The sequence below is a fragment of the Cellulophaga sp. RHA_52 genome (genome assembly GCF_007827205.1).
In the GTDB taxonomy this organism is placed as follows: Bacteria; Bacteroidota; Bacteroidia; order Flavobacteriales; family Flavobacteriaceae; genus Cellulophaga; species Cellulophaga lytica.
In genome coordinates this window covers 393157-416505 of the sequence record NZ_VIRZ01000001.1, presented here as the reverse complement: position 1 = coordinate 416505, position 23349 = coordinate 393157, and the positions used below count along the sequence as shown (strand labels likewise).

The 23349-nt window shown below is 32.6% G+C and carries 25 protein-coding genes; 6 read left to right on the top strand and 19 right to left on the bottom strand.

The genetic code is table 11. From position 1 onward, the window contains the following. Nucleotides 1-42: 42 nt before the first annotated feature. The 5 genes from JM80_RS01810 to JM80_RS01790 all read right to left on the bottom strand — a co-directional run bounded on the left by JM80_RS01810 (nt 43) and on the right by JM80_RS01790 (nt 3828). Entirely contained in the window at nt 43-810 is a 768-nt protein-coding gene (locus JM80_RS01810) for a GLPGLI family protein (protein ID WP_144709062.1), read from the bottom strand. Continuing rightward, on the bottom strand, nt 800-1510 hold the full coding sequence (locus JM80_RS01805) for a GLPGLI family protein (RefSeq protein ID WP_144709061.1): 711 nt from the start codon (nt 1508-1510) through the stop codon (nt 800-802). The genes JM80_RS01810 and JM80_RS01805 overlap by 11 nt, the downstream gene beginning before the upstream one ends. Beyond that, nucleotides 1494-2201, bottom strand: a complete 708-nt coding sequence (locus JM80_RS01800) for a GLPGLI family protein (RefSeq protein ID WP_144709060.1) — start codon at nt 2199-2201, stop codon at nt 1494-1496. The genes JM80_RS01805 and JM80_RS01800 overlap by 17 nt, the downstream gene beginning before the upstream one ends. An 82-nt stretch (nt 2202-2283) precedes the next feature. Next, on the bottom strand, nt 2284-3054 hold the full coding sequence (locus tag JM80_RS01795; RefSeq protein ID WP_144709059.1) for a GLPGLI family protein: 771 nt from the start codon (nt 3052-3054) through the stop codon (nt 2284-2286). A gap of 48 nt (nt 3055-3102) precedes the next feature. After that, nucleotides 3103-3828, bottom strand: a complete 726-nt coding sequence (locus JM80_RS01790; protein ID WP_144709058.1) for a GLPGLI family protein — start codon at nt 3826-3828, stop codon at nt 3103-3105. Between the two features lie 236 nt (nt 3829-4064). Here JM80_RS01790 and JM80_RS01785 point away from each other — a divergent pair, with 236 nt between their 5' ends. After that, a complete protein-coding gene (locus tag JM80_RS01785) occupies nt 4065-4487 on the top strand; it encodes a TerB family tellurite resistance protein (protein ID WP_013621317.1) in 423 nt (140 codons plus the stop codon). Between the two features lie 68 nt (nt 4488-4555). Here JM80_RS01785 and fbp read toward each other — a convergent pair whose 3' ends face one another. After that, nucleotides 4556-5566 carry a class 1 fructose-bisphosphatase gene (gene fbp / locus JM80_RS01780; RefSeq protein ID WP_013621318.1) on the bottom strand — a complete coding sequence of 337 codons (1011 nt, stop codon included), beginning with the start codon at nt 5564-5566 and terminating at the stop codon, nt 4556-4558. Between the two features lie 112 nt (nt 5567-5678). Between fbp and JM80_RS01775 the strand changes: the two genes are divergently transcribed. From JM80_RS01775 to JM80_RS01760, 4 genes are all read left to right on the top strand, one after another. Then, the gene (locus JM80_RS01775; protein ID WP_034646556.1) at nt 5679-6158 is read left to right on the top strand and encodes a GNAT family N-acetyltransferase; all 480 of its coding nucleotides are present in this window, start codon (nt 5679-5681) and stop codon (nt 6156-6158) included. Nucleotides 6159-6195: 37 nt separating this feature from the next. After that, complete coding sequence (locus JM80_RS01770) at nt 6196-7446, top strand: aspartate kinase (protein ID WP_038505788.1); 1251 nt, start codon at nt 6196-6198, stop codon at nt 7444-7446. Between the two features lie 79 nt (nt 7447-7525). After that, nucleotides 7526-9337, top strand: a complete 1812-nt coding sequence (locus JM80_RS01765; RefSeq protein WP_144709057.1) for a lysophospholipid acyltransferase family protein — start codon at nt 7526-7528, stop codon at nt 9335-9337. Nucleotides 9338-9349: 12 nt separating this feature from the next. Then, nucleotides 9350-10354, top strand: coding sequence for a carboxypeptidase-like regulatory domain-containing protein (locus JM80_RS01760; protein WP_186439740.1), 1005 nt, complete (start codon nt 9350-9352; stop codon nt 10352-10354). A 54-nt stretch (nt 10355-10408) separates the two neighbouring features. Here JM80_RS01760 and JM80_RS01755 read toward each other — a convergent pair whose 3' ends face one another. From JM80_RS01755 to JM80_RS01720, 8 genes are all read right to left on the bottom strand, one after another. Then, complete coding sequence (locus JM80_RS01755; RefSeq protein ID WP_186439739.1) at nt 10409-10723, bottom strand: TM2 domain-containing protein; 315 nt, start codon at nt 10721-10723, stop codon at nt 10409-10411. 60 nt (nt 10724-10783) lie between these two features. After that, nucleotides 10784-11170 carry a VOC family protein gene (locus JM80_RS01750; protein WP_034646572.1) on the bottom strand — a complete coding sequence of 129 codons (387 nt, stop codon included), beginning with the start codon at nt 11168-11170 and terminating at the stop codon, nt 10784-10786. A gap of 7 nt (nt 11171-11177) precedes the next feature. After that, nucleotides 11178-11633 (bottom strand): DUF1801 domain-containing protein, encoded by a 456-nt coding sequence (locus JM80_RS01745; protein WP_144709055.1) that lies wholly within the window; start codon nt 11631-11633, stop codon nt 11178-11180. A gap of 31 nt (nt 11634-11664) precedes the next feature. Further along, entirely contained in the window at nt 11665-12603 is a 939-nt protein-coding gene (locus JM80_RS01740) for a 2-hydroxyacid dehydrogenase (protein ID WP_038505794.1), read from the bottom strand. A gap of 2 nt (nt 12604-12605) precedes the next feature. Beyond that, nucleotides 12606-12971 carry a cupin domain-containing protein gene (locus JM80_RS01735; protein ID WP_013621327.1) on the bottom strand — a complete coding sequence of 122 codons (366 nt, stop codon included), beginning with the start codon at nt 12969-12971 and terminating at the stop codon, nt 12606-12608. A gap of 17 nt (nt 12972-12988) precedes the next feature. Then, nucleotides 12989-14659, bottom strand: coding sequence for a gamma-glutamyltransferase (ggt, locus tag JM80_RS01730; protein WP_144709054.1), 1671 nt, complete (start codon nt 14657-14659; stop codon nt 12989-12991). A 39-nt stretch (nt 14660-14698) separates the two neighbouring features. Further along, on the bottom strand, nt 14699-15694 hold the full coding sequence (locus JM80_RS01725) for an MBL fold metallo-hydrolase (RefSeq protein ID WP_144709053.1): 996 nt from the start codon (nt 15692-15694) through the stop codon (nt 14699-14701). Between the two features lie 104 nt (nt 15695-15798). Next, nucleotides 15799-16950, bottom strand: coding sequence for a histidine decarboxylase (locus JM80_RS01720; protein WP_013621330.1), 1152 nt, complete (start codon nt 16948-16950; stop codon nt 15799-15801). Between the two features lie 161 nt (nt 16951-17111). Between JM80_RS01720 and JM80_RS01715 the strand changes: the two genes are divergently transcribed. After that, nucleotides 17112-17564, top strand: a complete 453-nt coding sequence (locus JM80_RS01715) for an Lrp/AsnC family transcriptional regulator (RefSeq protein ID WP_013621331.1) — start codon at nt 17112-17114, stop codon at nt 17562-17564. Here the strand turns inward: JM80_RS01715 and mgtE are convergent. Genes mgtE through serS form a run of 5 tightly spaced genes read right to left on the bottom strand, consistent with a single transcriptional unit; the run spans nt 17559 to nt 23300 of the window. Then, on the bottom strand, nt 17559-18905 hold the full coding sequence (gene mgtE, locus JM80_RS01710; RefSeq protein WP_013621332.1) for a magnesium transporter: 1347 nt from the start codon (nt 18903-18905) through the stop codon (nt 17559-17561). The genes JM80_RS01715 and mgtE overlap by 6 nt on opposite strands. Beyond that, nucleotides 18892-19752: a 16S rRNA (adenine(1518)-N(6)/adenine(1519)-N(6))-dimethyltransferase RsmA gene (rsmA, locus tag JM80_RS01705; protein WP_013621333.1), complete on the bottom strand. Its 861-nt coding sequence runs from the start codon at nt 19750-19752 to the stop codon at nt 18892-18894. The genes mgtE and rsmA overlap by 14 nt, the downstream gene beginning before the upstream one ends. A gap of 48 nt (nt 19753-19800) precedes the next feature. Then, nucleotides 19801-20133, bottom strand: a complete 333-nt coding sequence (locus JM80_RS01700) for a DUF4286 family protein (RefSeq protein ID WP_144709052.1) — start codon at nt 20131-20133, stop codon at nt 19801-19803. Between the two features lie 51 nt (nt 20134-20184). Further along, nucleotides 20185-21972: a tetratricopeptide repeat protein gene (locus JM80_RS01695; RefSeq protein WP_144709051.1), complete on the bottom strand. Its 1788-nt coding sequence runs from the start codon at nt 21970-21972 to the stop codon at nt 20185-20187. Nucleotides 21973-22028: 56 nt separating this feature from the next. After that, nucleotides 22029-23300 carry a serine--tRNA ligase gene (gene serS / locus JM80_RS01690; RefSeq protein WP_013621336.1) on the bottom strand — a complete coding sequence of 424 codons (1272 nt, stop codon included), beginning with the start codon at nt 23298-23300 and terminating at the stop codon, nt 22029-22031. Between the last annotated feature and the right edge of the window lie 49 nt (nt 23301-23349).

Genomic DNA, 23349 nt, shown 5'->3' with positions numbered 1-23349 from the left:
ATTAGTTGTTTTGCTTACTAGCCTCTGCTAATTCTTCCCATTTTATCTGAATACATCATTAAAATGTTCTTTTATATTTTTTTCGGCTTCAATTTGATTTAAGCTATCCTCATCTTCGGTAATTAATTTGCCAGATTTGTTTTTTTTAATTTTAAATGGTTTTACAAAAGATACCTTAGTGGCAGTTAATCTCATTTTACCATTTTCAACTTCTAAAATTAAACCAGGTAAGCCATAATATGCTGCTGGCCCAAAATAGGGAGGTAGTTGATTTGTAAACCAAGCGTTTACCCTAAATTTATGAATCCCTTTACTATTATTTACAGTGTCAATTGTTGTTGCTTTATAACATAAGTATTTCCCTATGTATTTGCTTTTGTTATGTATTTTCCATTTTTTAGGTTTTAGTAGAACTCTAAAATTAGCGTCTAGCAAAGTTTTGTTGAGTATGGTTATTGAGTCTTGTTTGTTTATGTAAAAGCCTCCATTTGTTCCCCCAATACTTATTGCCGCTTTTTTTAATGTGTTATTTTTAGAATCATTATCTAAACTCTCTACCACTTTAAAAACAGAATTATTGTTTGATATTTTTAAGCTGTATCTTATATCCTTTACAGCATCTGCTAATGGGGTGTTAAATGCAGATAAGTTTACTTGATAAGGATTGTTTTTTGCAGTATCAACTTTTAAACTAACCTCTTTTTTGTAAATAACCTCCAGAAATTTAGCGTTTTGCGCATAGCTATTATTTGAAATAAAACCTAAACTAGCACTAATTATAAGAGCAATTTTTACAACACTATTTTTCATCAAAAAAACCTTTAAACCTGTTATTAAATTCCTCTTGTGTTAGATTAAGTCCGTCTACTGGCTTTTCTATTATTTTATTTTTATTTGACAGCTCTATTTTAGATGCTTTAAAAAAGAATTTACCTTCATACAACTCCAATATTATGCCTGGTAGACCATTATAATCTTTTGGGCCGTATGCTAAAGGAATATCTAAAGTATACCACGCCGTTACTTTGGTTTCTTTATTGTTTTTATCTAAAAGAGTTGCCTTGTAGCAATTGTACTTCCCTATTTTTTTTGAAGTATTTAAAAGCTTCCATTTTTTAGCGTTTTGTGTAATTAAAAAAATATCTCCCCCTATTGTTAGTTGTTTAAGTAAAGCGTTATCTTCTGTGTTGTAGTAGAATATACCTGTTCCGCCTGCACCAGTAGCAACTAAGTTTAGTTTTTGTTTGCTTTCATTATACAAGCTTTCATTTTTTTGATAGGTAGATGATTTGCTATTAAAATTTAAAGCGTAACTAACCTCTTTTGAGTTTTTTAATATTGCTCTTGTATTAGGGTTATTTGTTTTAGAAATGCTTTTAATTAATTCTGGAGCTAAATTAATTGTATACGTAATGCTGCCAGATGTTGTTTTTTGCGCTACTACACTTGTTAAGCACAACACTAGAAACATAAGGTTTACAACCATACTATTTTTACCTTTTACGCTCATCTTTAAGATCTTGATAGAGTTTATCACCAGCTTTTTTATACTCGCTAACAGTCATGTTGTTTTTTTCTTTAGGCCACTTTATAACAATTTCTTTTTTAGGGTTTAGTTTTATCTCCTTGGCTTTGTAAGTTGTCATAGAAGTTTTTACCTCCAATATAAGGCCAGGTATTTTTCCTATAAAATTGTTAGGGCCATAAGCAAACGGTATTTCGGGTGTGTACCAAGCTATTAAACTTCTCTTGGAGCCAGTTTTCGCTAACGTTGCTTTATAGCATAAAAAATCTCCTATTTTTTTAGTCTCTTTAGTTAGTTTCCAATTTTCATTTTCTATTGGAGCGTCAATATGTATACCTGCATCTGTTTTTATTATTTGTTTTTTTTGTGGTAAGGATGTGTAATAAGTTCCATTGTTTCCAGAAATAATAATTGCTAACTCTTCTAAATCACCATCTTTTATGGCTAATCTGTTGTCAACATTAAACTTTGCATATGCTGCGTTAAACTGAAGTTTGTAGTTTACGTTTTCAGCAGCTTTACTTACCAACATCATTGTTTCTTTTACTCCTTCCTTGCCTTTGTAACTACTATCGTCTTGCTTATTTACCGTAATGCCATAGGTTATGGTACCGCTATGTATTTGAGCTAAAGAAATAAGAGGTAGTAGTAAAATTATATAGAGTAAATGTTTCATAAATAGTCTGTTGTTTATTGATGATGACCTTGCTAATATAAAACTATATTTTTAGTTTAAAAATATTTTGTATTCTTTTTCTTTATTTTTTTGTTTGCTTTTTTCTTTTTTGATGCATTACCTCTTGGGCTATTTTATTTAGTTCTGCAAGAGATTCTATATGTTTACCAACGGTAGGTTTTGTAAGTAGTTTATTTTTTTTACTCTGCAGTTGTACACTTGTACAGTATATTGTTTGTTTAGGATTAAGTTTTAGTTCTAAAATAAGTCCTGGTAAGCCATTGAATTCTAAAGGTCCAAAATAATAGGGTATTTCTTTACTAAACCAAGCTTCTATGGTATTGTACTCCTTAGTTCTCGTATTCTTTTTTAATAATGTTGCTTTGTAGCAGGTGTAGCCAAGTATAACTTTTGTTGTATCAGTAATTTTCCATAGAAGATTTTTGTTAATATTTGCTATAAAGGTTTCTCCAGAAAAAGTAACAACTCTTAATTTTTCATTTTTTTCAATATCTGAATAATAAGTACCACTATAACTGGCATTAATCATAGTTCTGGTAATACGGTCTAAATTAGTGTATATCTTATCTTGTTTATAAAACAGAGATTTTTTGTTATTAAATACCAAGTTAAAATCAATTAGTTCATCCGCTGTTTTTATAGATTGTTTAATCTGATCTCTAGTATGTGAAGGTTTTTTTGTTGGGTCTACTACATCTATTTCTGGATGTTTACTCTTATAAGTAGCCATACCTTTTTGTATTTGAGCATTTGTAATTGATATACAAAAGAGGATAGTAATAATTAGAAATCTTTTTTGGTAATGAAACTTACTTTCTTTAATCAATATCATTTTTAAAGTTTTGTAATAAATAAAAAAGAAGGTTTACGTGTACCTTAATTAATGTTTTTGCTTTGCTTTAGAGGCTAATGTTTTTACAATGTCTTCAAACTCTTCATTAGAATTTATATAAGTTCCTTCGGTAGGTTTTGTAAGTAGTTTATTTTTTTTAGTCTGCAGTTGTACACTTGCACAGTATATTGTTTGTTTAGGATTAAGTTTTAGTTCTAAAATAAGCCCTGGTAAGCCATTGAATTCTAAAGGTCCAAAATAATAGGGTATTTCTTTACTAAACCAAGCTTCTACAGTATAGTCTTTTGTTGTTTTTTTATTTGTTTTGGTAAGTGTGGCTTTATGGCAAGTATAACCAAGTATGGTTTTGGTTGTGTCTGTAATTTTCCAAGGTTGTGGCTGGTAAATATTTACTATATAATTTTTGTTATCAAAAGAGGTAGATTTTAATTTTTCGTTGGTAGCTATATTACTGTAATAGGTGCCCTTACTTAAAATGTCTATCATACCCTTAGTAAATTTGTCTAGGTTTGCGTATAGTTTTTCTTCTCTGTAAAAAACAGACTCTTTATTATTAAATGCCAAATTAAACGCTATAAGCTCTTGGGCTGTTTTTATAGACTCTGTTATTTGGTTGCCCATTGTAGAAGGTTTTTTTGTTGTGTCTACTACATCTATTTGCGGGTGCTTTAGTTTATAGGTGGCTTTTCCTTTTTGCGTTTGAGCGCTAATAATGCTTAAACTAAAAAAGATGAGTATTATAAAATGCTTCATTACTTACGGATTTGTTTTGTTATAAATGTAAGTAAAATCTTATTTTAAAGCAAGGTTGTTGCTTTTTACCGCGTTAGTGATAGTAGTGAATAACCCGCAGCTTTTTTGCGAGGATTAGTAACGTATATCACGGCGTTAAAAACAGCTGTTTTAACGAACGCCCAAAATAATTTTAAAATTTTGAAGTTCTATTATTGCAAAAAATTATATTTGCAATCTAAATTAAATAATAAATTATGTCTTTTAAAGATTTATACGGTAATAGTCAACATAGAAAAAATGTTGCACACTTTGCATCTATTGCTTCTTTAGCAAGTGTAGATGGTGAGGTTAACGATGCAGAAAAAGTTGTTTTAGACCGTTTTGCACGTAAATTAGATATTACTGAAACTGAGTACAAAGAGGTAATGAAAAACCCAGGGGCTTACCCAATAGATCCGCCAACAAGTTTAGACAGACGTTTAGAGCGTATGTACGATTTGTTTAAAATTATTTTTGCAGATCATGATATTGATGATGATGAAAGAGTACTTATTAAAAAATATGCTATTGGTTTAGGATATTCTAATGAGTCTGCAGATAAAGTTATTACTAGATCTATTGTTATTTTTGGTGGTAAATTAGATTTTGAAGATTATGCTATGCTTGTTAGAAAATAAGCAAATAGTGTTTTTAAAGTATAATAAAAAACGAGGCTTTTGCCTCGTTTTTTATTTTTAATATGGTTTTATTTGTTTGCTTTTGCAATAAATTCTTCTGCTTTTTCTACCATTTTAGTACTTCCACAAAAGAAAGGTACACGTTGGTGTAATTCTGTTGGTTTTAAAGCCATAATACGGCCTTTACCATCACTTGCTTTACCATTAGCTTGTTCTGCTAAAAATGCCATTGGGTTACACTCATACAACAAGCGTAGTTTGCCTTCATGAGCCTTGCTGCTTTTTGGATACATATAAATGCCACCTTTTATCATATTTCTATGAAAATCTGATACTAATGAGCCAATATACCTAGACGTGTATGGTCTGTCTCCTTCTTCTTGCTGGCAGTATTTTATATAATCTTTTACACCTTGCGGAAAGTGTATGTAATTCCCCTCGTTTACAGAGTATATTTTACCTGTTTCTGGAAATTGCATATTTGGGTGCGACAAGTAAAATGTACCAATTGCTGGGTTTAATGTAAAACCATTTACGCCGTCACCTGTTGTATATACTAACATTGTAGATGTACCATAAACAATGTAACCTGCTGCTACTTGGTTGTCTCCTGGTTGTAAAAAATCTTCAATTGTAACCGGTGTACCAACTGGTGTTACCCTGCGGTATATAGAAAAAATAGTACCTACAGATACGTTTACGTCTATGTTAGATGAGCCATCTAATGGGTCTATTAGTACAATATATTTGTTTTGGTGTTGCTCATCTTGACTATTAATGCTAATAAAATCATCTTCTTCTTCAGATGCTATACCACAAACAATTTCTCTGTTTTTTAACGTCTGTATAAACTTTTCATTTGCTAAAACATCTAGTTTTTGTTGGTCTTCACCTTGTATGTTGGTGTCGCCAGCGGCTCCTAAAATGTCTATTAATCCTGCTTTGTTTACCTCGTGGTTTACCACTTTTGCGGCTAAACGTATGGCGTTAATCAGTTTAGAAAGTTCTCCAGAAGAATATTGAAATGAGGATTGGTTTTCAATAATGAATTCTCCTAAAGTCTTGTTTTTTTTGTCCATTAATAGCTGTGTTTTATTTAAGTACAAATATCGATAATTTTGTGATACTACAACGTTTTCGTTATTTAAAGTCGCTTAAACGTGTTACTTTGCAGTTTATTAGAGAATAATTATGGAGTTTATTACAAGAGATGCAACTAAGGAAGATATGCCGCAAGTGCTTAATTTAATTAAGGAATTGGCGCTTTTTGAAAAAGAACCAGAAGCGGTAGAGGTTACTGTAGATGATTTAATTTTAGATGGTTTTGGTGATCATAAATTGTTTCACTGCTTTGTTGCGGAAGCAAATAATACAGTTGTTGGTTTGGCTTTGGTTTACAACAGATACTCTACCTGGAAAGGTCCTGTTTTGCATTTAGAGGATTTAATTGTTACCCAAAAAATGCGAGGTTCTGGTTTAGGAACTTTGTTGTTAAATGAGGTTATTAAGTATGGCCATAGTCAGGGTGTTAAACGTATATGTTGGGAAGTTTTAGATTGGAACGAGCCTGCCATTAAGTTTTACCAAAGCAAAGGTGCAGACGTAAAAAGAGATTGGGACGTTGTGCATTTAGATGAAAAAGGAATTGAAAATTATATAGCAAACCTGTAGGTAATAGGTTAGCTAATACAAAATATAACATAATAGAATGAAGATTTTTAAGTTTGGTGGCGCTTCTGTAAAAGATGCTACGGGAGTAAAAAATGTTGTAAACGTATTGCAACAAGTAGGGCATACAAATACTTTAGTTGTGGTTTCTGCAATGGGCAAGACTACAAATGCAATGGAAGATATTGTAAATGCATATTTTAAAGATAAAGCGGCTTTGCCAGCAGCAATACAAGAGGTTATAGATTTTCATACGGATATTTTAAATGATCTTTTTGATAATACACAACATGAAGTTTATGGTAAAGTAAAAGTATTGTTTGATGAGGTACAAGGCTTTTTAGCATGGAACAAATCACCAAAACGTAGCTTTGTTTATGACCAAGTTGTAGGGTACGGAGAGTTGCTTTCTACTACCATATTAAGTGCTTATTTAAACCAAGTTAACATACAAAGCAATTGGTTAGATGTTAGAGAGTTTATAAAAACTAGCGACAATTACAGAGATGCTATTGTAGATTGGGATAAAACACAAGAAAAAATTACTGCAGGTATAGATAAAAGCAAACTTAACATTACACAAGGTTTTTTAGGTAGTGATGATAATAACTTTACCACTACTTTAGGTAGAGAAGGGTCTGATTATTCTGCTGCTATTTTAGCGTATTGCTTAAATGCTACAGAGGTTACTATTTGGAAAGATGTGCCAGGTGTTTTAAATGCAGATCCAAGGTATTTTGAAGAAACACAGCTGTTAAACAAAATATCATACAGAGAAGCAATAGAACTTGCTTTTTACGGAGCGTCTGTAATTCACCCAAAAACATTACAGCCTTTACAGCGTAAAGAAATTCCGCTACGTGTAAAATCTTTTTTAAATCCATTAGATGCAGGAACTACTGTTGGTAAAGGTGAAGGAATAGAGCCAAAAGTGCCTTGTTTTATTATTAAAAGAGATTTGGTTTTAATGAAACTTTCTTCTTTAGATTTTTCTTTTATTGTGGAAGATAGTATTAGTGAGTTATTTAAATTGTTGCATGACCATAAAATGAAGGTAGATTTAATACAAAATTCTGCCATTAGTTTTTCTGTTTGTGTAGATAATAAATTTGATCAGTTACCAGACTTATTAAACAAGCTAAAAGGAAAGTTTAAGGTAAACCATCAAGAGGGAGTATCGTTATATACTATTCGTCATTTTAATGCAAAAGCAATAGATAGTATACAAAACGGTAAAGAAATATTGCTAGAACAAAGAGCTAAAGAAACGGTGCAGTTGGTAGTAAAATAAGATATTATTAGCATTATAATAACCTACATTGTTTTACATTAAAACTAATAAGTTATATTTGTTTATCACAATATAATGTATGGGATTAGTTACAGCAAAAGAAGTTGCGCAAGCCATTAAAGTAGATAAGTTTGGCTTTATTGGCACTTTTATAGGTTGGTTGTTAATGAAGGTGACTAAAATTTCTAGTATCAATACCTTTTATGACAATCATAAACACCTAACAGAGACCGCTTTTTTAGATGCTATTTTAGAGCATTATCAAATTAAATTTGAGATTCCTGAGGAAGATTTTAGAAGACTTCCAAAAGACGGAGCATATATCACTATATCTAACCACCCGCTGGGTGGTATAGATGGTGTTTTGTTGTTAAAACTACTATTACAACACAGGGAAGACTTTAAAATAATGGCTAATTTTCTGTTAAACAGAATAGAGCCAATGTCGCCTTACATATTACCTGTAAATCCTTTTGAGAGTAGAAAGGAAGTAAAAAGTAGTTTAGCCGGATTTAAAAATGCGATGCTTCATATTAGAGGCGGACATCCATTAGGTATTTTTCCGGCAGGTGAGGTTTCTACCTACAGAGACGGAAAATTAATTGTAGATAAACCTTGGGAGGAAACAGCTTTAAAATTAATTAGAAAAGCAGAGGTGCCTGTTGTACCTATCTATTTTCACGCAAAAAATAGCAGGTTGTTTTACAGGTTGTCTAAAATTAGTGATGTTTTTAGAACCGCTAAATTACCTTCTGAAGTAACTACACAAAAAAACAGGGTTATTAAGGTTAGAATTGGTCAGCCTATATCTGTAAAAACTCAAAATGAGCAAAAGAGCTTGGTAGATTTTGCAGATCTATTACGTAGAAAAACATATATGTTATCTAATGCCTTTGAAAAAGAAAGGTTAATAGATAAAGTACCTACAACACTTAAAATACCTAAGGCACCTAAAAAAATAGCCACACCTATTAGTAGAGAACTTATAGAACAAGAGATAGAAGAGCTTCGTAAAAAAGACTGTAGGCTATTGCAAAGCAAATCGTATGAAGTGTTTTTGGCTACAGCAGATGATATGCCATTTATTTTACAGGAAATTGGTAGGCAAAGAGAAGTTACTTTTAGAGCAATAGGAGAGGGGACAAACAAGGCTATAGATTTAGATGAGTTTGACAATTACTACCATCATTTATTTCTTTGGGATGACAATGGTAAAGCTATAGTTGGTGCTTACCGTATGGGACTTGGTGGAGAAATATTTAAAAAATACGGTATAGATGGCTTTTATGTGCAAGATCTTTTTAGACTAGAACCAGAACTGTATGGTATGATGAAACAAACCATAGAAATGGGTAGGGCATACATTGTTAAAGAATACCAGCAAAAACCTATGCCTTTATTTTTATTATGGAAAGGAATTGTGCATACAACACTTAGGCACCCAGAGTACAAATACTTAATTGGTGGTGTAAGTATAAGTAATCAGTTTTCTAATTTCTCTAAATCTTTAATGATAGAGTTTATGAAGTCTAACTACTGGGATCCTTACGTGGCGCAATACATTAGACCTAAAAAGGAGTTTAAAGTAAAATTAAAAGATGCAGATAAAGAATTTATTTTTGATGAAACTGAAGCCGATTTAAATAAGTTTGATAGACTTATTGATGAGGTAGAACCAGGAAATTTAAGATTACCAGTTTTAATTAAAAAATATATTAAGCAAAATGCAAAAGTGGTAGCATTTAATGTAGATCCGCTTTTTAACAACTCTGTAGATGGTTTAATGTATATAAAAATTGCAGATATACCAGAGAGTACAGTAAAGCCTGTTATGGAAGAATTTCAGGCAGAATTAGAGCAGAAACTACACAATAACGAACAGGCAGAATAATATTAAATGCAAATGAAAACAACACTCTTTTTTTTATTTGCATTTGTTTTTTTAAAAGTCACCGCACAGCAAACAGTTACGGGTTATGTTTTAGATGCAAATACTAAAGAACCCCTAATTGGTGCCTCTGTATTTTATGATGGTACCACAATTGGTGTAGTTACCAATACAAAAGGATATTTTAGTATTTCCACAGAAAAAAATAGCACAGCGCCACTTGTTATAAGTTACTTTGGGTTTAAAAATAAAATTATAAGTGCAGTAGGTAAAAAAGATCTTGGCACTATTTATTTACAAGAAGAAGTAGAGCAATTAAATGAAGTTGTTTTAGAACCCGATACTTGGAGTAGGGAAAAGAAGTTACGCATCTTTAGAAATCAATTTTTAGGAACTACTTTACCTGCGCAAAAATGTAAAATTTTAAATGAAGATGACATACGCTTGTATTACAGTAAAAAAGAAGATGTTCTTTACGCTTATGCAAATAAACCTATTATAGTAGTAAATAAGTTTTTAGGGTATAAGTTATCGTATTATTTGCAAGATTTTGAGGTTCGATATAAAACTAATGTTAATGGCTTTAGACTTACAGGGTCTGTATTTTACGCAGGTACAGCATTATTTACAGAGATAAACAAAAAGGTAAAACGTAAGTACGTAAAAAATAGAGAAATTACTTATTTGGGATCTACATTGCATTTTATGAGGGCTTTGTCTGCAAAGAGACTTACAGAAGAAAATTTTAGAATTTTTAAAGAAAGCTTAGAGGTAAACCCTTATGACTATTACAAAGTAGAAAAAATAGAAGATGGCAGCGCTAAAGTAGTTCAGTCTTTAGAACGATTAAATATACTGTATAATAGGTGGAGTAATTCTTTTGTTGTTGTAACTCAAAACCCTTTTTATATAGATGCTTACGGCAACCACTCTCCTGTAGATGTGGTGTTGTTTGGTGGTGATATGGGCTTGCTTAGAATAGCAAATACATTGCCCTTAGACTATGAGTCTGTAAAATAAAAAAGGCCATCTAAAAAATAGATAGCCTTAGTGTATTGTAGTGTTTTTAACTCTTTAGAACCAAGGCTTTCTACCTACTTGGTATGTATTGTAGAATTCTTCATCAGATTTTGTTAGGTATATGATACCTTCAATAAGGCCAATAATCCCAGCCAAACCACAAGTTACTATAGTTGCTATTATTTGAATAATACCTTCTTTTTGATAGCCCAATATAAATTTGTGAATTCCTAATGAACCAATTACAATAGCTAAAATACCTGCAAGCATTTTCTTATTTTCGTTATTAGCCATATTGTTTAGACCTTCTGAGAATTCATTAGCAGTTTCTTTTGCTTCGGTGTTAAAATCTTTGTTTTCTTCTGACATAATTTTTTGTGTGTTGGTTTAATTTAATTGTGGGTTAAATGTAGTAATTTTTTTTAATTATTACTTAAAAGCTTCGTCTATTGGCTCCCATAATTCTAACTTATTTCCGTCAGGGTCCAGTATCCATCCAAATTTACCGTAGCTATATTCTTCAATTTCACCAACAATTGTAACGCCTTCTGCTTTTAGTACTTCTAATAACTCTACTAAGTTTTCTACCCTAAAATTCATCATAAAAGAAGATTTGCTTGGTTCAAAATACGTAGTGTCATTTTTCATAGGGCTCCATTGTGTACTACAGTCTTTTCCTTCTTTATCTTTCCACCAAAAAGTGCAACCATAGCGGTCTGTATCCAGACCTAACCTTTCTTTGTACCATTGCTTTATTTTATCTGGGTCTTCTGTTTTAAAAAAGAAACCTCCTAAACCTGTAACTCTATTCTTCATATTGGTTTTATTTTTTAGTGTTTTTCTCGTATAAATCTATCCATTGTTGTACTTTCATTTTTGTAGCCAGTTCGCCAATTAACTCGTATGGGATATCATCTAACTTTTTAAACCTGATACAACTCTTGCCCATATCTAACTTGCGTTTGCAATGCTTAGGATATTCTGTAGTAAACCAATTTAACAAGTCTGGGTCTGCATAAATACCAGAATGGTACAATGCTATAAAGTTTTTTTGCGATGCCACATTCATAAAGGGGAGCGGCAATTTAGGATCACAATGGTAGCCATCTGCATACAAAGTATGTGGTACAACATAGCCTAACATACCATAACTCATAGTTTCTGTAAAACCAGTAGGAATATTGTTTAAAATTGTTTCTCTAATTTTAGATACAGCTTCTTTGCGCTCTTCTGGTAACTCATTTATATATTGGTCTGGTGTTGTTGCTTTAGATTGCATAATCTGCTGTTCTTTTGGTTCACTTTTAAATTTACAAAAATTTAGCTTTAACCTTGTCTACAATTGTTTGCGCAAGTTTAATTTTGCTTTCTACCGTCCAGCCAGCTACGTGCGGACTAAGTAATACGTTATCAGATTTTATTAAATATTCAAAATCTTCTGGTAGCTCGTTATCTGTAAACATATGTTCAAAAGAAGCTTTCTCATACTCTAAAACATCTAGTCCTGCGCCTACTATTTTACCCTCTTTTAATGCAGTTACTAAATCTGCCGTTACAACACACTTGCCACGTGCAGTATTAAATAACCAAAACGGTTTTTTAAAACCATTTATAAAATTCGCTGTTATCATATTTTTTGTAAGCTGTGTTTGTGGTACATGCAAACTTAAAATATCTGCTTTTTGTTGCAATTCTTCTAAGTCTACTTGTGTTGCATTTTCGTTTCCAACACCATCTTTAATGTCATAGCAAATAACATCTACATCAAAACCACGTAATTTTTTTGCAAATGCATTGCCCATATTACCATAGCCTATTATACCCACAGTTTTGCCATCTAATTCAATTCCTCGGTTGCCTTCTCTGTCCCATTTTCCATTACGGACTTCTTTGTCTGCTTTGTTTAGTTTGTTAAACAAAGATAAAATCATCCCCAATGTATGTTCGCCAACAGCATTACGGTTGCCTTCTGGTGCAGAGGCTAAAAAAATGCCTTTTTGGGTAGCGTAATCTGTATCAATATTTTCTAGACCAGCACCTAATCTTCCTATAAATTTTAAATTGGTTGCCTTGTCTAAAAATGTTTTGTCTAACGGAAATCTACTGCGTATAATTAAGCCCTCATAGTTATGAATTATAGCTTCTACTTCTTCTTTAGTTGCGGTATAATCTACATCGTTTGTAAAACCAAAACCTTTAAATTGTTCTATTATTAAAGGATGATTTTTATCTAAATGCAATACTTTCATTATTATATTTTTGGATATTCAGTTTGTGTTTTTTTGTCAATAACATTGCCTGTATGTGAGGTAGATAGTTTTTCAAACAACAATACCTCTACAACTTCATCGTTTTCTGTTCTAGGGCAATGTTCTACGCCTTTTGGCACCACAATTATTTCGCCCTCTTTTACTATTTCTGTACGGTCTCTAAATTGCATATAAAGTGTGCCTTTTAGTACCTGAAAAAGTTCATCTTCATTCTCGTGTGCGTGCCAAACAAAGTCGCCCTTTAATTTGGCTAAAAGTACCTGCATATTGTCTACAACAGCAATTTGGTGCGGATGCCACTGTTTGTTAAACTTGCTTTGTTTTTCTTGTAGGTTAATAGTTTTCAAAATAAAATGTATTAAAATTAATAACCAACAGCACCACCATCTGGACTAGATGAGTCTGATGCTCCTACATAGACTTTATTATCAGAATCAACTGTAATGCCCATTAAACGACCAAGTTGACCACGTGGTTCCATAGTGTGTCCCATTGCTTCTAAAGCTTTTACGGTATCTGGTGATAGCAGGCCTCTTTCATATAAAATACGATCTGGTAACCATTGGTGGTGAATTTTCATAGTTTCAATAGCCATATGTATAGGCATATCAAACTCAATAACATTTAATACTGTCTGAAAAACTGTGTTTATAATTGTTCTTCCGCCTGGACTGCCAATTACCAATACAGCCTTACCATCTTTAGCTACAATTGTAGGCGTCATACTAGAAAGCATTCTTTTTTCTGGTTTAATAATGTTTGCAGCAGAGCCAATTAGGCCTTTGCTGTTTGTATAGCCTGGTTGCGGATTAAAATCACCCATTTCATTATTAAAAATAAAACCAAGTTTAGGAGAACCTAATCTAGAGCCATAAGAGTGTTCTAAGGTATATGTTAAAGATACAGCATTGCCATCTTTATCTAAAACAGATAAATGTGTGGTGTTGGTACCATCATAAATTTGTCCGTACTTGGTAGAGTCACTTACAGATGCTTTTTGCCAATCTATATTGTTGTACCTATTTTTAGCAAATTCTTTAGAGGTAAGTTTTTCTAAAGGCATATTTAAATTAAAATCAGGATCACCTAAATGTTCTGCTCTATCTGCAAAGGCTCTACGCATAGCTTCTGCAACCAAATGTACGTAAGGAGTTGAGTTAAAAGGCGCTTTGTTAAAATCTGCTAACTCCATAATATTCATCATTTCTAATAGTGCAACACCACCAGAACTTGGTGGTGGCATTACAAAAATATCATGACCTTTGTAAGTGCCTTTTAAAGGGGCTCTTTCTACAGCTTCATATTTTGCCATATCCTTGAGTGTAATTAATCCATCGTTCTTTTTCATAAAACGAGCAATTTCTTTGGCAACTTTCCCTTTGTAAAAACCATCTTTACCGTTGTCTCTAATTTCTTTTAGCGTAGCGGCAAGTACTGGTTGCTTCCAAATTTCATCCATTTGTGTTATTTCACCTTTTTCATTGATGAAATAGTTAGCCATAAATTCAGATTCTTTTTTATAGTGTAAAGCATGTTTGTATAATGTGTAAGATAGCGGCACACCATTTTCTGCCAAGTCTACAGCGGGCTGCACTAATGAAGCCCACGGCAATTTCCCATACTTTTTATGAGCCATATATAAACCTGCAACTGTGCCAGGTACACCAACAGATTGTAACCCGTTGTGGTTAGAACCAGCAATTAAGTTACCATCTTTATCTAAAAACATATCTGTTGTAGCTTTTAAAGGTGCTTTTTCTCTAAAATCTATAGTTGTGGCGTTGCCATCAGACTTCATAAAAACCAAAAAGCCACCACCGCCAATATTACCTGCTTGTGGGTGCGTAACTGCTAGTGCAAAAGCAGTTGCTATAGAGGCATCTATTGCATTACCGCCTTTTTTTAGTATTTCTGTACCAACTTTAGATGCCGCACTATTGTCTGATACTACCATACCATTTTTAGCATAGGTTTGTGCGTTGGTAATTGTAGTGAAAAGTGCACAAGCTATAAGATAAAACAGTTTAATTTTCATAGGTGTAATTTTAGAGTAAATATAGTATTAATAGGTATTTTATAAATTGTAAACAGTATTAATCTGCGCAATGTTAAAGCCGTTTTTTATTACTTGTTTTGCCTTTGTGCTTTTTATGTTTAGAGCCGGATTTGTATGATTAAAATGTATAAAATTAATTTTGCTTTTTTCTGTAGCCGGTAGCTCTTTAAATAATTCCATACTTTCTATAATAAACGGATGTGGAATTTCTGATATGTCTCTGTTGTTTATTTCTTCAGCATCAAAAAAAGTAGCATCTATAAAGGCATAATCTACCTTGGCAATCTCAGTAGTAATATCTTGGCCCCACTTATTCCATTTGTCTATGTCAGGAATAAATAATGCTCTTTTATTTGGTCCAATTATAGTATAACCTACGGTTTCCGAAAACTCATCTCTGTGTGGCACTGTAAACGGAACCACCTTTAAATTAGAGGTAAGTTCTAGTGTTTGCTTGTTTTCTGTTGCTTTAATAGCTATGTTTTTATTTGCAACAAGCTGACTCCAAGGACCGTTTTCCTCTAAAAAAGTTTTCATTTTTGGCATAGTATAAACAGGTGTGTTACTAGCATTCATAGCTTCTTTCCCAAGAAACATTAAACCTGCGTAATGACCAATATGTGCGTGTGTTAAAAAAATACCAGTAGGAATTTCTTGTGCATTAAAATTAGCACTGTTTTTTAAGGCCTTTACTTGTGTTGGAATATCTGGTGTGGCTTCAAACAAAAATGTGGCTTTGTTTTGGTTGTCTACAACACCCAATGAAACTACTTTTCTGTTTGGATCTGGGTTTGTAAATAAGTTTTTGCAACAGTCTTTTTTACAGCCTATTTGTGGTGACCCTGCATCTTGTACAGTACCTAAAATAATTAAAGCTGTATTGTTAATCTTTGTAGGTGAGCTACTTGCTGTATTATGGTCTGTGTTATCTGTTGCGGTAGCAGGTTTGTTTTTAGGTTTACACGCACTAAATAAAAGTAATAAGACACAAATATGTAAAAGGTTTTTTGTCATATGTAGTTGCTTTGTAGTTCTATAAAGATAACTATTTGACATTAAAAAAAGCCAATGGAAATTGTAGCCATTGACTTTTTGGGTTCTAAACTAGTAGTGTTAATCTAAAAATCTAGCTCAAATTCTTCTTCTTCAATAGTACTGGCTTGTGACATATCATAAATAAACTCGTCTATTTGTGCTTTTGTAACATTGGGCATACATATAACGTGGGCAACATTACCCTCTGTGGCTAATTGCCATTTTTGTTTTACTTCTAGTGCTGTTTTAGGTAAAACAACAGTAATAGCGTTTGGATTTCGCCAAGCATTTACACCAATTTCTTTTAACCTATTTTCACAATAAACAGCTGTTTCTAAACTTTTTTGGTAACGTGCTCTTAAGCCATCTACACCCAATTTTTTAAGTGCATACCATAAAAATAACGGACTATGACCATTTCTAGATCCTGTAATTGTAGTGTCTAAAGAGCCAATATAAGAGATGCCTTTTGCTATACGATCTCTGTTACTGCGCTTTGTTATTATAACACCAGATGGTATTGGCGAGCCTATAAATTTATGTCCGCTTATAGATATACTATCTGCACCGTCTTTAAAGTCAAACGGTATACGTGGCTCCATAAATGCACCGTATGTGCCAGATAATGCAGCATCACAATGTATGTAATGGTCTTGTATAGCTAAGTTTTTTAAAATGCCTTTTATTTTAGAAACATCGTCTTTAGCTTCCTTCATTGTAGTGCCAAAAGTGGTAAGTACAATTGCTGGTTTATGACGATTCATTCTTACCGTATTTTCAAAATCTTCATAATCTATTTCTCCGTTTTCTTGAGAACGAATAATGATGCTAGGAATATTTAATAAATGAATATTTTTACGCACACTATAATGTGTAGATTCTGAGTAATACACCATTCCTTTTGGATATAATTCTCTTGCTAAATACAAACCATATAAGTTACTTTCAGAGCCACCATTGGTTATGTAGCCCCAATAATCTGTTGGTTGTGCTCTAAATAGTTTAGCAAAAAATGCAACAACTTCCTTTTCCATTTCGTGGGTTTGTACCTTATACGTGCCATCTTCAAACGGATCTCCTAAGTTGTTTATTGGGTATTGTAAAAAACTACTAAGCTCAGCGTAATTAAAATCTTTAGATACAGGGTAACCTAAAAATGAATCTCTGGCTTGTTCTATATTTTCTTTTAATTTATGAAGACGTTCTGTGTCTTTTACTGATATATTTTTATACATAGTAGTAGCGTAGGTTTTAATGCTGTAAAATTAGTATTTTCAGGCAAAGTGTCTTTAATTTGTTGTTAATTTGATAAATTATACTGCATATGTAGTTATTTTCAATAGTATTATTCTAATTTTGATTAAATTTTATCGGCTTAACAAAAAAATATACTGGTATGGATGCTGTAGACAAAAAAATACTAATGTTATTGCAACAAAATGCAAAACAGAACACTAAAGAAATTGCAGATAAAATAGGACTAACAGTATCTCCTACCTTTGAGCGTATAAAAAAGTTAGAGCAGCAAAATTATATTAAGGGTTATGTTGCCCTGCTTAATGAAGAAAAAATAAATAAAGCCATAAAAGTGTATTGCCATATTACATTAGCAACACACTCTAGAGAGTTAATAGATAATTTTAAAAATAATGTGGCCCATTTGCCAGAAATTATGAGCTGCCAACACTTGTCTGGTAATTATGATTTTTTACTAAAAGTTGCTGTTAGTGATATGACGCAGTACCAACAATTTGTATTAGATAAATTATCTGTAATTAAGGGTATATCTAACGTGCAAAGTTCTTTTGTGTTAGAAGAAATTAAGAATGATACAGCTTATGTTTTATAAGAACATTTTAGCTATTGAAAAATAGATTATAATACCAAAAATATCGTTACTGGTTGTAATAAATGGTCCTGTAGCAATGGCAGGGTCTATACCTCTTTTGTGTAAAAAAATAGGTACAAACGTACCAATAATACCAGCAACAATAATAACTGCTATTAATGATATAGATATGGCAAATGCCATTTTAACATCGCCCTCCATAAGCCAAGCAAAACAAAAAAGTATAATGGCTAGTATAGTGCCATTAAGTGCAGATAAAAGTATTTCTTTTATAAGCCTATTTACCATACTGCCTTTTAAATCATCGTTGGCAATACCTTGCACAACAATTGCACTAGATTGCACACCAACATTACCAGCCATAGCGGCAATTAAGGGTGTAAATAATAGTAGTGAAATATGGCCATTTATAACACCTTCAAAAGTACCCATAATAGTGGCAGAACCTACACCTCCAAAAAGGCCTAAAATTAACCAAGGTAAACGTGCTTTTGTTAAGTCTAATATGCTATCATCTGCTTCTACATCTTGAGATATACCTGCAGCCATCTGATAATCTTTATCTGCTTCTTCTTTAATTACATCTACAATATCATCAATAGTAATTCTTCCAACTAGCCTGCCAATTTCATCAACAACAGGTATAGCTTCAAGGTCATACCTAGACATTATTTTTGCAATTTCCTCTGGTTTTTCGTTTACAGAAACAGAGTCTACTTTTGGGATATACACATCTTTAATGTGTGTTTTTGTAGATGTGGTAAGTAAATCTTTTAATGATAACCTTCCTTTGAGTTTTTCTTCATCATCTACTACATAAATAGAATGTACTCTAGTAACATTTTCTGCTTGTGCACGCATTTCTTTTACACAAGTAAGCACGTTCCAGTTTACATTTACTTTTACAAGCTCTTTTGCCATTAATCCACCTGCAGAATACTCATCATATCGTAAAAGATCTACAATGTCTTTTGCATGTTCCCTGTCTTCTAGTTCAGATATTACCTCTTGTACAATGTTTTGTGGTAACTCTGCAACAATATCTGCGGCATCATCTGTATCTAGTTCATTAAGCTCATCTGCAATTTCCTTGGTAGATAAGTTTCCTAAAATAGATTCTCTTACATCTTCATCCAGCTCCGTTAAAATATCAGAGGTTTTATCACTCTCTAATAATTTAATTATATAAGTAGCCTCATCAGTATTAAGCTCATTAACTATTTCGGCAATATCTGCATAGTGTATTTCCTCTAAAAGAAGCTGAATATCTGCGTCTTTTTGATTGGAAATTAATGTTTCTATATGCTGTAAAAATTCGTCTGTTAATTTAAACGGTGTCATTGGCTATCTTTTTTGTAAGTGCTACAAAATCCTCAACGGCTAATTGTTCTGGACGTTTGCCAAAGATAGGGTCTTCTTTTAAATTATCAGAAAGTTCAAAGGTTTTTAAGCTGTTTCTAATGGTTTTTCTACGCTGATTAAAAACTGCTTTTACAACACGGTACAGTAATTTTTCATCTACACCAATGTCTAAATTTTCTTTACGTGTTAGTCTTAGTACGCCAGAATCTACCTTTGGTGGCGGATTAAAAACAGTTGGCGGTACTGTAAATAAATATTCTGCGTGGTAGTAAGCTTGAGTTAATACAGATAAAATACCATATGCTTTGCTGCCCTCTTTAGAGCAAATGCGCTCTGCAACTTCTTTTTGGAACATTCCTGTAAACTCTGGTATTTGCTGTTTATGCTCTAATGTTTTAAATACAATTTGTGTAGATATGTTATACGGGAAGTTGCCACTTATTGCAAATTGTTCGTCGCCAAAAATGGTAGTTAAATCTTGTTTTAAAAAATCTGCCTCCACAACTTTAAATGTACCTTTTCGGTTAAGTAGTTCTGGGTGTTCTAGTAAAAAATTCTGATTTAAATATGCTATAGATTCAGTATCTAAATCCATAGCTATTAAATTTAAATCATGTTTTAAAATGTACTTGGTAAGTACACCAGTACCCGGACCAATTTCTATAACATTAGTATACCCGTTATGAGTTAGTGTTTCTGCAATTTGTTGGGCAATAGCTTCATCTGTCAAAAAATGCTGGCCAAGGTGTTTTTTAGCCTTAACTGGACTATCATTTTTACGTTGGGCCTTGTTTTTCTTGAAAAATTCTTTCTTTTTTTTAGACATAATTATGTAGCTAATTGTTTAAAACTTTGTTTTTTGCAAAAGGTAGTTTTATTTTTTTGCAGGAGTTAATACTGCTTCTCCAATAACTTCTAACTCTGTTCTAAAAGCTACAAACTTGCCAGCAAAAAGCTTGTTTGCTTCCTGGCGTAGTTTATTTGCATCATCTTTATAATAAACGTCTAAAGTTTCTTTGTTTGGTGTGCTGTATTGTACAGAGTATGTTACACCTCCCATTTCTTCTTCTATAATAACCTTACACATTTTTGCGCCAGTAAATTTACCAGTTGCTAACATATCTGGTATGTGTGTTTCTTTCATCCAAGACAACCACTTATCGTGCACTTCTTCCTCTACATTAATGGTTACGTTGTATATATACATAGTCTTTTTTTTAGTGTAATGTTTATTTTTGTACAGTTTGCAAAGCTATAACTAATTTATAGCGTCTCCTCTAAGTTTTCTAAACTCTTTTCTGGCTAAAGGAAAAAAATAGCTGTCTTGGTAGCCGTATATTATTTTCTCGTAATGGTATTTAGCTTCTTCTGGTTTGTACAGTATTGTACGGTACAACTCGCCTAAGGCATAGTGTGCATCGTCTGCTAAAATTCCTGATTTATAAAACTCTATAATTTTTAGGTAATTAAGCTCTGCTTTCTCGTACTCTTGTTGTTGTATAAGTAGTTCTGCTTGTTTTAGCAGAGCTTCGTCTTCAATTTTTTCTCCTTTGTGATTTTCTAAAATATCATCTAAAGCTGCTATTGCTTCTGTGGTTTTATTTTGATAGGCTAATAAATCTGCAGTAGCATATTTTTTTAAGGCTGTTTGGGTAGAGTCCTGCAAGCTGTTGTCAGAAATTAAAAGGCTAAGTTGCATAGCATCATTTGCAATAAGTTGAGATGTAGAACTGCGTAACACTTTTAATTGTGCTAAAGCCCAGTCAAAATCTCCTTTGTAAAAACTAGCTTTTGCAACCTTAAAACGCGCGTTTTGAGCTAAAACATCATTTTTTAGGTTTTTTTGTATTTGTGTGTAATAAATTAAGGCCTCATTAAACCTCTTGTTGTATACCAAAATATCTGCTAAAGCCATTTTTATTTTAGCTTCTTCATACCTGTTAAGCTGTAGTTCTAGTGTTTTTTTTAATACAGATGTAGCTTCTTCTGTTTCAACTTTTTTAAAAGCTAAAAAGTTAGCGTACCTAAGCTGTAACATTATACTGTGTGGTTTGTAACCATAAGTTTCTAGCAATGCAGCAAATGCTTTTTGTGCAGCATCTGTATTTTTGTTGTTAGACAAGTCTAAGTCTAATGCTATCCTTTGCAATTCTGCATATAATTTTACATTATCTACCCTAGGGCTGTTAACTACAATGTAATTATAAATTTCTTGTGCAGTTTCTTTTTCGTTTTCATCAACACAAATATTAGCTAATGTTTGTAACCTTCTTAAGCTGTTGTCTTGTGAGCGTTTGTAAATTGCTTTTTCTTGACTAAAAGCACTGTAAAATTGTTTTTGCTGTATAAAAAGCCAACTTAGCATTTCATTCCAAATAATATCCGGACTTCTTTGTGCGTTTTTAAGAATAAGTTTTTTTAGTATTGTGTTGTTTCTGTTATCAGAATCTGTGGTAATAAAATCGTCTAAATTACGTATTACCGAAGACATTCTATTAGGATCTTTAGCAACTATATTTAGTAGACTGGTAAACATTTTCTCTACATTACCTTGTTCCCCATAAATACGTGCTAACTGAAAATTAAAATCTAAAGCCGGATTTAATTCCATTGCTTTGTTGTATGTTTTTGCGGCATACTCTAAAAGCGAGTAGTTTTGGAATTTATATGCTAAGCCGTATCCGTTTCTTGGGTTTTCTTCTACTTTAGAGTAAGCCAAGTCATAATATTTTTTGGCCTCTTCATTATTGCCTTGTAAGGTATAATTGTGTCCTAAGTCTATGTAATAAACAGGTATTGGGTTGGGCGAATCTAAGTTTTTTTTAATTTGTTTTTCGGCATCAGAATAACGCTCTAACTGTTGGTAACAACTAATTAAAAACGTTTGATAGTCAGATCTTCTTGGGTTTTCTTTTACTAATCTCTCGTAAAAAACTACTGCCTTGTCAAAATCACCATCATCATAATACTGTTTAGCTAAAAAGCTGTTTTGCCCAACGGAAAGTTGCGCAAAACAGCAGGCTAGTATAAGTATAAATATTCTCAAGAAATCTATTTTTTAGTAAAGATACCAAGAATATAAGAAGTTCTTGTTAAAGAACCTTAATCTATCATGTCAAAACCACAATAAGGCACAAGAACATCTGGTATTTTAATGCCTTTTTCTGTTTGGTAATTTTCTAAAATCCCGGCTAAAACACGTGGTAAAGCTAAAGAACTTCCGTTTAAGGTATGTGCAAATTGGCTTTTGCCGTTTTCATCTTTAAAACGTAGTTTAAGTCTGTTAGCTTGGTATGCTTCAAAGTTAGACGCAGAGCTAATCTCTAACCAACGGTCTTGTGCTGTAGAAAACACTTCAAAATCAAACGTAAGAGCAGATGTAAAACCAAGGTCTCCGCCACAAAGGCGTAACAATCTGTATGGTAATTTTAATTCTCTTAAAATATCTTTTATATGTTCTACCATACCATCTAAAGCAGCATACGAATTGTCTGGGTGCTCTACGCGTACAAGTTCTACTTTATCAAACTGGTGCAATCTATTTAAGCCACGCACGTGCGCACCATAGCTACCAGCTTCTCTCCTAAAACAAGGTGTATAACCTGTGTATGTAATAGGAAAATCTTTTTGGTTAACAATAGTGTTTCTAAAAATGTTAGTTACAGGTACTTCTGCAGTTGGTATTAAGTATAAATCATCTGCAGTAACGTGGTACATTTGCCCTTCTTTGTCTGGTAACTGACCTGTTCCGTAACCAGAAGTTTCATTTACCAAATGCGGAACCTGAATTTCTTGGTAACCAGCGGCTGTATTTTTGTCTAAAAAGTAAGCAATAAGTGCACGTTGTAATCTAGCACCTTTTCCTTTATAAACAGGAAAACCAGCACCAGCAATTTTAACACCAAGTTCAAAATCTATAATGTCATATTTTTTAGCTAGTTCCCAGTGTGGTAAAGCACCTTCTATTAATTCAGGAATATCTCCTTCTCTAAAAATTTCCTCATTATCTTCATCTGTGTTTCCTGCAGGTACACTAGGGTGTGGTACATTAGGAATTTGGTACAGTAAACTTTGTAATTCCTCAGCAACCGTATTTAATTCTTCTTGGTATGTTTTAGACTCTTCTTTTAAAACAACGGTGCGCTCTTTTAAAACTGTTGCTTCAGATGCTTTTCCGGACTTAAAAAGCATACCAATTTCTTTAGACAACTTATTGCTCTCTGCAAGTGTGTTATCTAATTTGGTTTGTGCATCTCTACGTTTTTCATCTAATGAAAGTACGTTTTCTAACAAAGGAGCTGCATCTATATTACGCTTTTTTAGGGCGATAATAATCTCGTCTTTTTGTTCTCGGATAGCTTGAAGCTGTAGCATTTATTTAAATTTTAAAAGCAAATTTAATGGTAAAAAGGGATTGCGCAAA

Excerpts from the sequence above, each read along its gene's own strand:
- mgtE (WP_013621332.1), bottom strand. The coding sequence starts at position 18,905 with ATGACACCGTTTAAATTAACAGACGAATTTTTACAGCATATAGAAACA.
- JM80_RS01790 (WP_144709058.1), bottom strand. The coding sequence starts at position 3,828 with ATGAAGCATTTTATAATACTCATCTTTTTTAGTTTAAGCATTATTAGC.
- JM80_RS01810 (WP_144709062.1), bottom strand. The coding sequence starts at position 810 with ATGAAAAATAGTGTTGTAAAAATTGCTCTTATAATTAGTGCTAGTTTA.
- JM80_RS01720 (WP_013621330.1), bottom strand. The coding sequence starts at position 16,950 with ATGTATAAAAATATATCAGTAAAAGACACAGAACGTCTTCATAAATTA.
- JM80_RS01805 (WP_144709061.1), bottom strand. The coding sequence starts at position 1,510 with ATGAGCGTAAAAGGTAAAAATAGTATGGTTGTAAACCTTATGTTTCTA.
- JM80_RS01755 (WP_186439739.1), bottom strand. The coding sequence starts at position 10,723 with ATGTCAGAAGAAAACAAAGATTTTAACACCGAAGCAAAAGAAACTGCT.
- JM80_RS01715 (WP_013621331.1), top strand. The coding sequence starts at position 17,112 with ATGGATGCTGTAGACAAAAAAATACTAATGTTATTGCAACAAAATGCA.
- serS (WP_013621336.1), bottom strand. The coding sequence starts at position 23,300 with ATGCTACAGCTTCAAGCTATCCGAGAACAAAAAGACGAGATTATTATC.
- JM80_RS01725 (WP_144709053.1), bottom strand. The coding sequence starts at position 15,694 with ATGACAAAAAACCTTTTACATATTTGTGTCTTATTACTTTTATTTAGT.
- JM80_RS01740 (WP_038505794.1), bottom strand. The coding sequence starts at position 12,603 with ATGAAAGTATTGCATTTAGATAAAAATCATCCTTTAATAATAGAACAA.
- JM80_RS01765 (WP_144709057.1), top strand. The coding sequence starts at position 7,526 with ATGGGATTAGTTACAGCAAAAGAAGTTGCGCAAGCCATTAAAGTAGAT.
- ggt (WP_144709054.1), bottom strand. The coding sequence starts at position 14,659 with ATGAAAATTAAACTGTTTTATCTTATAGCTTGTGCACTTTTCACTACA.
- JM80_RS01760 (WP_186439740.1), top strand. The coding sequence starts at position 9,350 with ATGAAAACAACACTCTTTTTTTTATTTGCATTTGTTTTTTTAAAAGTC.
- JM80_RS01800 (WP_144709060.1), bottom strand. The coding sequence starts at position 2,201 with ATGAAACATTTACTCTATATAATTTTACTACTACCTCTTATTTCTTTA.
- JM80_RS01700 (WP_144709052.1), bottom strand. The coding sequence starts at position 20,133 with ATGTATATATACAACGTAACCATTAATGTAGAGGAAGAAGTGCACGAT.
- JM80_RS01745 (WP_144709055.1), bottom strand. The coding sequence starts at position 11,633 with ATGCAATCTAAAGCAACAACACCAGACCAATATATAAATGAGTTACCA.
- JM80_RS01785 (WP_013621317.1), top strand. The coding sequence starts at position 4,065 with ATGTCTTTTAAAGATTTATACGGTAATAGTCAACATAGAAAAAATGTT.
- JM80_RS01795 (WP_144709059.1), bottom strand. The coding sequence starts at position 3,054 with ATGATATTGATTAAAGAAAGTAAGTTTCATTACCAAAAAAGATTTCTA.
- rsmA (WP_013621333.1), bottom strand. The coding sequence starts at position 19,752 with ATGTCTAAAAAAAAGAAAGAATTTTTCAAGAAAAACAAGGCCCAACGT.
- JM80_RS01750 (WP_034646572.1), bottom strand. The coding sequence starts at position 11,170 with ATGAAGAATAGAGTTACAGGTTTAGGAGGTTTCTTTTTTAAAACAGAA.
- JM80_RS01775 (WP_034646556.1), top strand. The coding sequence starts at position 5,679 with ATGGAGTTTATTACAAGAGATGCAACTAAGGAAGATATGCCGCAAGTG.
- fbp (WP_013621318.1), bottom strand. The coding sequence starts at position 5,566 with ATGGACAAAAAAAACAAGACTTTAGGAGAATTCATTATTGAAAACCAA.
- JM80_RS01770 (WP_038505788.1), top strand. The coding sequence starts at position 6,196 with ATGAAGATTTTTAAGTTTGGTGGCGCTTCTGTAAAAGATGCTACGGGA.